Annotated in this window: 12 protein-coding genes; 4 read left to right on the top strand and 8 right to left on the bottom strand. The window is 69.4% G+C overall.

Translation table 11 applies throughout. The features are described from left to right. Window positions 1-106: 106 nt before the first annotated feature. The 6 genes from IEZ21_RS21095 to IEZ21_RS21070 all read right to left on the bottom strand — a co-directional run bounded on the left by IEZ21_RS21095 (window position 107) and on the right by IEZ21_RS21070 (window position 6,029). Window positions 107-1,198, bottom strand: a complete 1,092-nt coding sequence (locus IEZ21_RS21095; RefSeq protein WP_213089333.1) for a branched-chain amino acid ABC transporter permease — start codon at window positions 1,196-1,198, stop codon at window positions 107-109. A 118-nt stretch (window positions 1,199-1,316) separates the two neighbouring features. Continuing rightward, a complete protein-coding gene (locus IEZ21_RS21090; protein ID WP_189323485.1) occupies window positions 1,317-2,177 on the bottom strand; it encodes a branched-chain amino acid ABC transporter permease in 861 nt (286 codons plus the stop codon). Continuing rightward, entirely contained in the window at window positions 2,174-3,052 is an 879-nt protein-coding gene (locus IEZ21_RS21085; protein ID WP_189323484.1) for an ABC transporter ATP-binding protein, read from the bottom strand. Before IEZ21_RS21085 ends, IEZ21_RS21090 begins: the two co-directional genes overlap by 4 nt. Continuing rightward, window positions 3,049-3,822 (bottom strand): ABC transporter ATP-binding protein, encoded by a 774-nt coding sequence (locus tag IEZ21_RS21080; RefSeq protein ID WP_246567979.1) that lies wholly within the window; start codon window positions 3,820-3,822, stop codon window positions 3,049-3,051. The genes IEZ21_RS21085 and IEZ21_RS21080 overlap by 4 nt, the downstream gene beginning before the upstream one ends. Next, window positions 3,819-5,015, bottom strand: a complete 1,197-nt coding sequence (locus tag IEZ21_RS21075) for an ABC transporter substrate-binding protein (protein ID WP_213089332.1) — start codon at window positions 5,013-5,015, stop codon at window positions 3,819-3,821. Before IEZ21_RS21075 ends, IEZ21_RS21080 begins: the two co-directional genes overlap by 4 nt. Before the next feature lie 381 nt (window positions 5,016-5,396). After that, the gene (locus IEZ21_RS21070; protein ID WP_189323483.1) at window positions 5,397-6,029 is read right to left on the bottom strand and encodes a TetR/AcrR family transcriptional regulator; all 633 of its coding nucleotides are present in this window, start codon (window positions 6,027-6,029) and stop codon (window positions 5,397-5,399) included. 222 nt (window positions 6,030-6,251) lie between these two features. Here IEZ21_RS21070 and IEZ21_RS48460 point away from each other — a divergent pair, with 222 nt between their 5' ends. The 4 genes from IEZ21_RS48460 (at window position 6,252) to IEZ21_RS21050 (ending at window position 8,896) form a co-directional block, all read left to right on the top strand. Then, window positions 6,252-7,115, top strand: a complete 864-nt coding sequence (locus tag IEZ21_RS48460; RefSeq protein ID WP_281399465.1) for an MBL fold metallo-hydrolase — start codon at window positions 6,252-6,254, stop codon at window positions 7,113-7,115. 72 nt (window positions 7,116-7,187) lie between these two features. Continuing rightward, window positions 7,188-7,337 carry a hypothetical protein gene (locus IEZ21_RS21060; protein WP_189323481.1) on the top strand — a complete coding sequence of 50 codons (150 nt, stop codon included), beginning with the start codon at window positions 7,188-7,190 and terminating at the stop codon, window positions 7,335-7,337. After that, complete coding sequence (locus IEZ21_RS21055; protein WP_189323480.1) at window positions 7,334-8,278, top strand: fumarylacetoacetate hydrolase family protein; 945 nt, start codon at window positions 7,334-7,336, stop codon at window positions 8,276-8,278. Before IEZ21_RS21060 ends, IEZ21_RS21055 begins: the two co-directional genes overlap by 4 nt. A 435-nt stretch (window positions 8,279-8,713) precedes the next feature. Next, window positions 8,714-8,896: a hypothetical protein gene (locus IEZ21_RS21050; protein ID WP_189323479.1), complete on the top strand. Its 183-nt coding sequence runs from the start codon at window positions 8,714-8,716 to the stop codon at window positions 8,894-8,896. A gap of 110 nt (window positions 8,897-9,006) precedes the next feature. On the opposite strand, the gene IEZ21_RS21045 is transcribed toward IEZ21_RS21050, so the two are convergent. After that, complete coding sequence (locus IEZ21_RS21045) at window positions 9,007-10,035, bottom strand: CHAT domain-containing protein (RefSeq protein ID WP_189323478.1); 1,029 nt, start codon at window positions 10,033-10,035, stop codon at window positions 9,007-9,009. Continuing rightward, the coding region (locus tag IEZ21_RS21040; RefSeq protein WP_189323477.1) for a tetratricopeptide repeat protein at window positions 10,025-11,816 on the bottom strand (1,792 nt) is incomplete at its 5' end. The genes IEZ21_RS21045 and IEZ21_RS21040, both read right to left, overlap by 11 nt.

Below are 11,816 nucleotides of genomic sequence, written 5' to 3'. Positions count from 1 at the left end.
CCGGCTCAGCCGATCCGAAGCCGATCGCGCCAGTTCGGGGATCGGTCTCGGACCCGCCCGCAGCGGATTCCCCTTCCAACGCGTAGAGGAGACTCGGCGCGACGTATCACGAGGACGCTCGCCCCGCGAGGCGGCGCTGCCACGCGTCGCGCAGTGCGGGGACGATGCCGCGCGGCAGGAACAGCACGACGAGGATGAGAAAGGCGGCGTACACGGCGTAGTTGAGGATGCTGGGGGCACTGGCGGGCATGCCCGGCCTGGAGCCCAGGTCGTTGAGGAACTGCACGATCAGGGTGATCGCGGTGGCGCCCAAAAGCGCGCCCCAGATGGTGCCGAGCCCGCCGACGACGGCCATCACCAGGAACTGGATGGACAGCAGGACCGGGAACGACCCCGGATTGATGTAGCCGATGAAGAAGGCGTAGATCCCTCCGGCGAGTCCGGCGAACGCGGCGGCCAGGGTGAACACGGCGAGTTTGTAGCGGGCCACCGGCACTCCGCTGGCACTCGCCGCCGTCTCGCTGGTGGCCAGCGCACGCAGTCCACGGCCGGCCCGTGAGGTGACGACGTTGCGGGCGACCAGGACGGTGACGGCCACGGCAGCCCAGGCCAGGTAGGCGTAGTGGATGTCCTCGCCGAGTTCCGTACCTCCGGCGGACAGTCGTGGGATGCCCTGCAGACCGACCGAGCCGCCGGCCCAGTCCGCCTCGCCGAGCAGGGAGATGAGGATGAGCTGCAGGGCGATGGTGGCGAAGGCCAGGTGGTGCCCTCGCAGCCGCAGCAGCGGTCCGCCGATGGCGGCGGCGAACAGTGCGGCGATCAGTGGTGCCGCGGCCAGCGCCAGCAGCGGCGGCGTGCCGTGGACGCTCAGCAGGCCGGCCGCGTAGGCGCCGATGGCGTAGAACGACGCCTGGCCGATGGAGACCTGGCCCGCGTAGCCCATGAGCAGGCTCAGCCCGACGGTGACCATGGCGGACAGGGCGAGCAGGATGTACACCGAGAGCTGACTGGCGGTCAGCATCGGAGGCAGGGCGAGGGTCACGGCCACCGCCGCGCCTGCGGCGACGAGGCCGGCCCGCCTCCCCCGGCCGGCGAAACGGGCGCCGAGGGGCCCTCGGGCGTCCGACGACTCGGTGTCCCCCGCGCCGCCGGGGGGCTGGGAGGCGGCCCGTTCACGGCCGGAGGTGACGGCGCTCATATCGTGCTGCCTTTCTGGTGCGGCGGATACGGATCGGGCACGGACGGGGTGCCCCATGCGTGCATACGCCCGGTGTACGCGGAGGGCAGCGGGCGTCCCACAGAGGACTGATGAGGCGTCATCCGGCCTCCGCCACGACGCTGTGGGTGCGGGCCGCCTGCCCGATCATCAGCGCCAGGACCAGACCCAGCGCCACCACGGTCTGGTACGTGGCGCTTCCATAGCCCGCGACCATCGCTTCGGCCACTCCGAGGAACAGCGCACCGGCCAGGGTGCGGCCGATGTGATGCATGGACCCGACGACCGCCGCCGCAAAACCGTTGATGATCAGCGCCACGTCGGAGTCGAAGGCCACCGAGTTCATGGGCGCCAGCAGAACGCCGGCCAGACCGCCGAGAGCGCCGCCGACGGCGAAGGCGATCAGCCCCATGCGGGTGACGGAGATCCCGACGACGCGGGCCGCGTACGGGTTGGAGGAGCACGCGGAGAGGGCCTTGCCGGCGTCGGTACGGCCGAACAGCGCGGCCATCGCGGCGAAGACGGCCATGGTGACGCCGATGATGAGCAGGTAGTGGGTCTGGATACGAGCGCCGAACACGGTCACGGCGCCGGAGAGCCCCTCGGAGGACCGGCCCTGGTCCCCCCAGAGCATGACCTCCACGGCGTACGCCAGAATGCCAAGGCCCAGGGTGACCATCAGCGCGGCCTGCGGCGAGGTGCCCCGCCGGCCGATGGCGATCATGCCGAAGAGCAGTCCCACGACGGCGGCGACGGCGACCCCGAGCACTTCGGCGAGCCCGTGCGGGAGACCGGTGTCGAGGAGCGAGATGGCGGTCAGTCCCCCGACGACGGCGAAGGTGCCCTGGGCGAAGTTGACCACGCGCGTCACCCGGTGGACGAGCACCAGGCCGCTGCCGATCAGCGCGATGCCGCAGCCGGTGCCCAGTCCGGTGATGAGGTAGACGAGGAAGTCGCTCATTTCGCCTCCCGTGTCGTGGCCCGCGCGGCCTGGACGGCGGTGTCCTGGTTGCCCCGGCCGGTCTTGACAGTGCCGGGCGTGGGTACGGGGTCGGCCGTGGCCCGGTCGTCCGGACCTGGGGCGTCCGGGCCCGGGGCACCCTGAGCGTCCGGAGGGCTCGGGAGTCCCTGGGCCTCGCCGAGGTAGGCCCGGGCGATGTCGGGGCTGGCGGCCAGGTCGGCGCTGTCGCCCTCGGCGGCGATCCGTCCCGCTTCCAGGACGTAGGCGCGGCTGCACAGGTCCAGGGCGAGCCGTGCGTTCTGCTCGATGAGCACAACGGCCGTGCCCTGCTCCCGGTTGAGCTCGGTCAGGTGCTCGGCGAGGTCGGCGACGATGAGGGGCGCGAGGCCGAGGGACAGCTCGTCGATCACGAGGACCTCCGGCCGGCTCATCAGGGCGCGCCCGACGGCGACCATCTGCTGCTGTCCTCCCGACAGCCCGCCCGCCTTCCGGTCGCGTACCCGCACCAGGTCCGGAAGGAGCTCGTACACCCATGAGGTGTCACGCTGCTTACGGCGGCTCTTGCCGCGTCCGCGCAGCTGCCAGGCACCCAGGCGCAGATTGTCGTCGACGGTGAGGTCGCCGAACATCTGCCGCCCCTCGGGTACTTGAGCGATCCTGGCCCGGACCACCACGCTGCCGGAGGCCGGTGTCAGGATCCCGGTCAGGGTGTTGACGAGGGTGGACTTGCCAGCCCCGTTGGGCCCGACGAGGGCGACCATCTCACCGGGCGCGACACGCAACGAGACGCTGTCGAGAGCGGTCGCCGCGCCGTAGCGGACCACCAGGTCGCGTACCTCGACGGCATCGCTCCGGGACGGTTGCGAGGCGTTCATGCGGCCGCCTCCGTGCCCAGATAGGCGGTGACGACCCGCGGGTCAGTACGTATCTCATCCGGTGTGCCCTCGGCGATGACCTTGCCCAGGTCCAGAACGGTGACACGGTCGGCGAGGCGGCCGACCAGGGCGACGTCGTGTTCGACGAGCATGATGGTGAGTCCGTCCGCACGCAGTTGCTCGACGAGGTCGGCGAGCCGGTCCCGTTCCCCGGCCCGCAGGCCGGAGGCGGGTTCGTCGAGGAGCAGCAGGGTGGGTTCCCCGCACAGGGCGCGGGCGACCTGGAGCGCGCGCTGCTGCCCGAGCGGCAGCAGCTCCGCGGGGCGGTCCGCCCAGGCCTCGAGCCCGACCCGCCGTACCGCCTCGCGTGCCCGCTCGGCGATCAGGCGTTCCTCTCGGCGGTGGCGCGGCAGCCTGAGCGCGGCTGCCGCGAACCCGGCGCCGGTGGTGGCGTGGGCGCCGACCATCGCGTTCTCCAGCACGCTCATCCCGTGGAAGACGCGGGCGCCCTGGAAGACGATGGCGATCCCCAGGCGGGCTCTGCGGTGGGGCGGCAGCCGGTCGATACGTCGTCCACCGAGTCGGATCTCGCCCCGCTCGGCCGGCAGTTGACCGCTGACCAGGTTGAACAGGGTCGACTTGCCCGCCCCGTTGGGGCCGATGACTCCGAGGATGCTCCCACGTTCTACCGTCAGGTCGACGTCGTCCACGGCGTACACCCCGCCGAACGACCGTGACAGGCCGCTCACCTGGAGCAGGGGCTCGGTCACTCGGCCACCTTCTCCAACTCGCTCTTCGACCAGACGGTCGGCACGAACGTGCCGTCGGTGACGGCGTTGACCGAGATGTAGTCGGGAGACAGTCCCGAGTGGTCCTTCTCGCTGTAGCGGTAGGTGCCGTTCGGGGTGGTGAGCGTCAGCTCCTCCATCGCCTGCCGGATCTTCTCGTGGTCGGTGCTCTTCGCCTTCTCGATGGCGGCGGCCAGCAGCTGGACGCCGGTGTATCCGTCCTGCGCGAACTGCGGCGGCTGGTAGTTGTACTTCTGCGTAAACGGCTTGTTGACGGCCTCGATGGCCTTCTTCTGGGCTCCGTCCGGGAGCGTGTCGCCGACCAGGCCGATGGAACTGGCGACGACGGCGCCCTCGGCGGCCTTGCCGGCCGGGTCGAGCCACAGCTTGCTGGCCTGGGAGCCGGTGAAGGAGATCGGGATGTCCAGTCCCGAGGCGGCGTACTGCTTGGTGAGGACGACGGACGCGGGGCCGGTCACCCACACCGCGAGCGCCTGGGCGCCGGTGCCCTTGACGTGCGTGAAGACGGCGCTGAAGTCGGACGCGGTGCTCTGGATCTCCTCGGTGGCGACGACCTTGATGCCGTACTCCCCGGCCTTCGCCTTCATCGCCTTGTAGCCGGCGGTCGGATACGCGGTCTTGGTGTCGTAGGCCACGGCCAGCTTGGTGACGCCCTCCGACTTGTAGTACTGCAACAGCCGCTCGGCGTAGTCGGAGGCCAGTGCCGGTACGACGAAGACGTAGGGGTGGACGGGCGCCACCTGCTCGTCGGCCGGACTCAGGGAGATGTACGGGATCTCCGCCCGGTCCACCGCGGGCAGCGTGGCCAGCGCCGACCCTGCGGACGGTGAGCCGAGGACCGCGGTCACGCCCTGGTCCTTGAATGCGTTGAAGGCGAGTACGGACTGGTCGGGCAGGCTCTTGTCGTCCTTGACCGTCAGTTCCAGCTTCCGTCCGAGGACCCCGCCGTCCTTGTTGATCTGCTCGACTGCCAGTTCCGCGGCCTTGCGGCCCTCGGTACCGAGGGTCTGGAGCTGACCGGTGAGCGAGGTGATCATGCCGATCTCGATCGGGCCGTCATCAGGGGAGGAGGACTCGGACGAACCGCCTCCGCACGCTGTGACGGTGAGCGCCAGACCGATGGCGAGAGTGGCAAGGGGCGTACGAGGGCGCACGGGAACCTCCCGGATACGGAGCGGGAACGGCACGGGGAAGAGGCACGGGGGAAAGACGCACACGCGCCCGGAGGAGACCCCGTGTGCACGAAAACGATGCAGGAAGAGTCGGTTTGCGGGCTTTTGCGGCTTGCAGCCCGATCGACGGGTTGAACATAAGCCGCGACCAGATGGGGGTCAACACTTCAAGCCAAGATTCTTGGACTCAAGTCCAAGTCTGCTCTCAAGTCTGCTGATTTCCAGGACGAGACGGACGTGCCGCAGGGCCAGCCACGAACCGGGCGAGGCCGCCGCCCGTCATCGGCGGGACACCGACGACCGCACCACCTGTGGGTCAGCCGCCATGGCGCCTCAGCGGCGCCCCCCACCCCTCCGCGCCGGTCACGGATGCGCGAGGATGCCCAGCAGGATGATGTCGAGCGCCCCATCGAGGCGGCCGGGCAGGTCGAACGGCGGCGGCTCCTCGCGGATCCAGCGCAGGACCGAGGAGAAGTAGCAGGACGCGAGCAGGGCGCCGGCCTGGTCGGGATCGACCTGCGACCGGATCTCTCCGCGCTCCCGCCCCTCCTCGACGATCTTCGCGAGTTCGGTTTCCAGGGAGGGGTCCTGCAGCAGGCGGCCGAAGCGTGCGGAGGCATCCATCAGGACAGTGGTCTCCGCACGGGAGGCGACGTTGAGGTCAGCCATCTCCCCCAGGTAGCGGCGCAGCCGGTCGCCGACCGGCAGGTCCTCGGCGTGCTCCTGGCCGAGGATGGCCGCGACCCGAGCCCGGCGGCGGACACCCCACTCCTCCAGAAAGCCGACCTTCTGTGAGAAGTGGTTGAAGACGGTGGCCCGGGCGACGTCGGCGGACTCGGCGATCTGCTCCATGGTCGTCGCCTCGTATCCCTGGGCGACGAACAGCCCCACCGCGGCGCCGTAGAGCTGGTCGCGCACCTGCTGTCGCTTCCGCTCGCGGCGCCCGAGGGGCGGGGCGCCCTGTGCGGGTGCGCCTCCCGCCTCAGAGATCGTCATGGGCCCAGTACAGCACAGGCATACGCAGGTATTGACCTCCCCGAGCCACCTCTTTAGATTACGCCCCATGAATGGACTCAAGTCCATTTATAGATCTCAGTCTCGATTTGCTGCTTCGGGACGTGGACAGGAGGCAGCGTGGCTTCCGTGCTTTCCCCAGCCGGCCGGATCGACCTCGGCCATGGCTGTCATGCGTGGGTACCGGATACGGCCGGATGGGGTATGAGCAACGCCGGGCTGGTCACCGGCCGGGGCGAGTCCCTGCTCGTCGACACCCTCTACGACCTGCACCTCACCCGGGCCCTGCTCGACGGGCTGGCGCCGGTGACCGACGCCGCGCCCGTCTCGACCGTGGTCAACACCCATGGCAACGGCGACCACTGGTTCGGCAACCAGCTCGTGGCCCACGCCGAGATCATCGCGGCCCGTGGCTCACTGACCGACATGCGGCAGGTGGGCCCGGCCGAGATGCGGGCACTGACCAGCGCGGACACCGCCGCGGGACGGTTCGCCCGCCGGATCTTCGGCCGCTTCGACTACTCCGGCGTCCAGCCCGTGCTTCCGCACCGGGTGTTCGACGGCGAGACGGTCCTGGACATCGGCGGGACGGAGGTCCGTCTGATCGACGTGGGCCCCGCACACAGCGCCGGGGACACGATCGTCCATGTCCCGCGTGCCCGGACCGTCTACACCGGAGACATCGTGTTCGCCGGCTCCACACCCGTCATATGGCACGGTCCGTTCGCCAACTGGCTCACCGCCTGCGACCTGCTCCTCAGCCTCGACATGGACATCATCGTGCCCGGCCACGGCCCGGTCACCACGAAGGAGGCGGTCCGCACCGTCCGTGACTATCTGTCATACGTCCACGAACAGGCCACCGCCCGCTTCAGCGCGGGAATGCCCGCCGAGGCAGCCGGACGCGACATCAGCCTCGGACGCTTCGCCGACCTCGACGAGAGCGAACGCCTCGCCGTCAACGTGCACACCGTCTACCGCGAACTCGACCCCTCGCTACCCCCGCTCGACGGCCCCCGGCTCTTCGGCCGCATGGCCGACCTCGCCTGCCCCTGCCCCGGCCTCTGAGCCGCATCAGGCCCGGGGTCCATTGCCTGGCCGTATCGCCTCGGTCTCCCCCGAACCCGCCAAGGAGAAGACATGGTCACCAGCACCGTCCACGGCGCACCCGCCGTCCCTTCCGGCCGCCCGTCCACCCGGCACACCGGCACCGTCATCGCCGGATGCCTGGCGACCCGCCCCGCCTGGATCCACCCCGCCCCGACCGAGACAGAGGAGAGCGCGGCGTGAAGTTCGCGACCTTCGTGCACGACGGGAAGCGGCAGGCGGGAGTCGTCGCCGATGACCATGTCCACCCCTTCCAGTACCCCGCCGTGCTGCTGGACCTGATCGTGGAGGGCGAGGAGTCCCTGCATAGGGCGGGAGAACGCGCGCTGACCGGCTCGCTGCCGGTGCCCCTGGCCGACGTCGGGCTGCTGCCGCCGCTCCAGCCGCCGACCGTCCGCGACTACATGACCTTCGAGAGCCATGTCGCGGGTGTCGCCCGGGGATACGGTGACACCGTCCCCGAGGAGTGGTACGCGGCGCCAGCGTTCTATTTCACCAACCCGTACGCGACGATCGGCGCCCTCGAAGACGTACCCGTGCCACCCGGCTGCCTCCGCTTCGACTTCGAACTCGAGGTGGCCGCCGTCATCGGCAAGGCCGGCCGGGACCTGACGCCCGAGCAGGCTCGCGAGCACATCATCGGCTACACGATCCTCAACGACTGGTCCGCCCGCGACCTCCAGGGCCGCGAGATGAGGGTCAAACTCGGCCCCGCCAAGGGCAAGGACACCGCCACCACCCTCGGCCCCTGGCTGGTCACCGCCGACGAACTCGAGCCCCACCGCAATGCGGAAGGCTTCCTCGACCTGGCCCTCACCGTCCAGGTCAACGGCGAGACGATCGGGCGGGACAGGCTGGCCAACATGGCCTGGACGTTCGAGGAGATGGCGGCGTACGCCTCCCGCGGCACATGGATCCGCCCCGGCGACGTCCTCGGCTCCGGCACCTGCGGCAACGGCGGCTGCCTGGCCGAACTCTGGGGCCACAACGGCGCCTTGGAGCCCTCACCACTCATCCCCGGGGACACCGTCACCATGACGGTCGAGGGCATCGGAACCCTCAGCAACACCGTCGTCGAGGGCGTCGCTCCGGTTCCTCTGCCCCCTGCCCGCCGCAGGCAATGACCGCCGTACGTCCGGGAAACAGGGCCGGGGCGACGGCTCGGCCCCGTCCCTGACTCCTGCCCCAGACGGCGTAGGCGATGGCCCCAGGCAGCCACTTCCGATTACCTGCGTCCTGCCAGCGTCCCGAATTCAGCGTCCAACCGCTCGCACAGGCCACTTGCGGCGGCTTGCCTCGGCGGTGGGCTAACACGTCTATGCACCCATGAGGGCTGGGGCTGTCAAGGCGCATGATGCCCCGGCCCGGTGCAAGTTGTTGGGCCCGCGCCGGGCTGATCACGGCTGTGGACAGGGATGTTGGGCCGTGGTCCCCCGAGTGCTGGTCGTGCGGAGGGGACTCGCACGCACCCGCAGCGGATCCTCCTTCCGATGCGTAGAGGCTCCGCACCGATCCTCCGGAGCGGAGCCTCTACGGCCGTGGCGAAGTCGCGGAGCGGTATGGAACGACCCGTCAGTCGCTGCACCACTTGGCGGAGGCGGTTCCGGAAGATCACTTCGGTGTGGGCCGACGACGGTTACGCCGGCCGCCTCGTCAACTGGGCGAAGGAGAGGCTCCATCTCACCCTGCAGATCGTCGAACGCAGCGACGCCAGGGCCCCTCAGTTGAGGCCGGCGCGGTGAGCCGATCGGCGTTCTGAATGATCCCTGGCCGGCCGTTGATGGCATCGGCCACGCTGAGGTGCGGGAGCGTGAGCGACCGCTCTGTTGGATCCGGCCTCGGACCAAGTGGTTCAGAAGATGTGGGCTGCCGCATCGCCATGGAGTACAGGCAGCGGGAGATCTGGATGTGGGCCCGTCAGTTCGGCTTCCGCGTCCTTGCAGCTGTCACCTACGGAGCGCCGGATGGTCAGCGATTGGTACAGCTGCCTGGTGAAAGTCCGGGCCTGCTGGTCGTCCACGGAATGAGGCCAGCTGATGACCGTTGTCACAGTCAGCGCGATCTCGTCGGCGAGCGCGGTGGAGCCGCAGAAGTTGAGAACAGCGAGGCGGGGCGGGCGGCGGACACGGGAGATCTCCGCGCACAAGGTCTCGTACGCGATGCAGAGGTTTCCGCCCTCCTGAGTGAGGTGGATTCCGCCGAAGGAGCTGTGTGCCGCGATGTGCAGGACCGTCGGGCTGTATACGTCCAGGGCGGGACAGATCTCGGCGAGTCCGACCGATGCCATCTCGGTCAGTCGCATGTAACTCGCGGCGACGGCCTGCCGGATGCATGCGGCCTCGGGGCCGAAGTCGTTGCGTCCAGGGCGTGGATCGCCGGAGACGAACAGCACGCGCGGGGCGGCGCCCGCTGAGGAGAGGACTCCCGCGTCGTGGCCCTGCGGGGGGATGTCGGCGGAGAACGCCGAGTTCTGCGACGAGTGGGCGGAGATCGAGGCGGACCACGTCTGGTTCATCAATTCTGACGGGGGCGGTCGCGGGCGACTGGTCGGAGGGTGCAGCGGGTCCCGGGGCAGGCGGTCGCCGATTCTGGTCGGTGCGGTGGGCGGTGGAGGCGCCGGGAGCGGTTTGTCGGTCATCTCTCGCATGCGGTGCAGGAGTTCTTCCTGCGGGATGCGGAGAGCACGGGTGATGTCCGGCCAGGCCACGCCGTCGGCGTGGTGCCGCCGGACGACTTTGATGGCCGCGTCGAGAGCGTCTTGCATGGCTCGGTAGCCGGGTGCCGAGTGGAAGAGCCGGCCCATGTTGCTGAGGTACGTGATCTCTTCCACCGTGAGTTTGCGCGGTGACCCGGAGGACGGGAGCCGTTCCTCATCCGACATCGGAGGCGGTTTCGCTTTGCGGGGCCGGCGCGGCTGCGGTGAGGGCGGCGGCCAACTGGAGCAGCGTTAGCGCGTGATTGGGGCGGTGCTGGGCAAGTCGGCGGAGACGGGCTGCGCCGGCACCTCGCTGTACTTCGGAGCCTTGTGCCGCTGCTTGCTCGATGAGGTCGGTGGGGGACGGGGCGTTGGCGTCGGGGGTTGCCTCGGGTTGTGGTGACTCGGCGGCTGCTGCCGTGGAGAACACGGTGTGTACGGCGAACAGGTACGGAGTGACGAACGGAATCTTCGTGAGGGCTGGGGATGCGAGGAAGAGCGGGAGGAGTGCGTCCGGGCGTCCCTGCGCGACGAACTCCATGGCTGTGTCGATCGCCGTTGTGGGATCGGTGATCGCGTCGTAGATGTCTGGTGCGGGAATGCGGCCGGTGAGTTGGAGAATGCCCAGGTGCTGGCGTGACGCCGGGTCGTCCCACTGTGAGGTGAGCAGCTCCCGTACGAGGGGGTCGTCGGTCAGTCGGGGATGGCGGCTGAGGAATTCCAGGTCCTCCGGCCAGGTGCGGGTGGCGAGCCACTCGTCGACCAGATTGGACCTGGCGTTGGTCTCACGGAGTTCTTCCAGTACCTGGTCAAGGCCTCGTTCGTGCGCGGCGTCGAGTACGGCTGCGAGTGTGCTGAGACCGGTGGCTTCCGGGTACAGCGCACGGGTGAGGGCGAGAACAGCTCGGCCTTCCGGCGCCGCGAGGAGTGGATAGGCCTGCTGGATGAACGTTTCCCGCTCAGGCCAACTACGTGCGGAGAGCCAGCCGTTGAAACGGTCGATGGCCTCGGGCGGGAGTTCGTCCTTCGACCAGGCGGGCAGGCCAGGGAGGGTTGGTTTCAGCGATTGCCGCGCCAGTACGTGTCGGCCCAGTTCTTCGGCGAGTTCGCGGACGGCACGGCGGGAACGCCCGGCCCAGCTGGAGTCGGTGGTTTCATCCGCGCGTCGCGCGGCGGAGAGGAGATCTGCCGCCGCACCGGCGTGATCGTCGTGGAGGTGGCGCCACCGTGCGCGCGAGACGAGCAGTTCGGCTTGGGGGCCGGAGGGGAGGTCCGAGATCACTTGGTCGTAGGTGCGCAATGCATCGTCAAGGTGCTGACGCTCGCTCTGCTGGTTGGAGAGGTTGTTGAGGGACATGGCGAGGTCGGGGAGGAAGGCGGCGGGGTTCGCCTGGGCGAGAGTGCGGTAGAGCTCGACGGCTTCGGTGATGGAGACGAGCGCCGCCTCACGATCCCCGGCGCCACTCTGCCGGTTGGAGAGATTGTTGAGGGAGGAAGCGAGGTCGGGGAGGAAGGCGGCGCGGTTCGCCTGGGCGAGAGTGCGGCGGATCTGGACGGCTTCGGTGATGGAAGTGAGCGCCGCCTCACGGTCCCCAGCGCCGCTCTGCTGGTTGGAGAGATTGTTGAGGGACATGGCGAGGTCGGGGAGGAAGGCGGCGCGGTTCGCCTGGGCGAGAGTGCGGTAGAGCTCGACGGCTTCGGTGATGGAAGTGAGCGCCGCCTCACGGTCGCCTACCTCGCTCTGCTGGTTGGAGAGATTGTTGAGGGACATGGCGAGGTCGGGGAGGAAGGCGGCGCGGTTCGCCTGGGCGAGAGTGCGGTAGAACTCGACGGCTTCGGTGATGGAGACGAGTGCCGCCTCACGATCCCCGGCGTCGCCCTGCCGGTTGGAGAGATTGTTGAGGGACATGGCGAGGTCGGGGAGGAAGGCGGCGCGGTTCGCCTGGGCGAGAGTGCGGCGGATCTGG

Source organism: Streptomyces flaveus, from assembly GCF_014647675.1.
Classification (GTDB): domain Bacteria; phylum Actinomycetota; class Actinomycetes; order Streptomycetales; family Streptomycetaceae; genus Streptomyces; species Streptomyces flaveus.
This window is presented reverse-complemented; position numbering and strand designations above follow the sequence as displayed.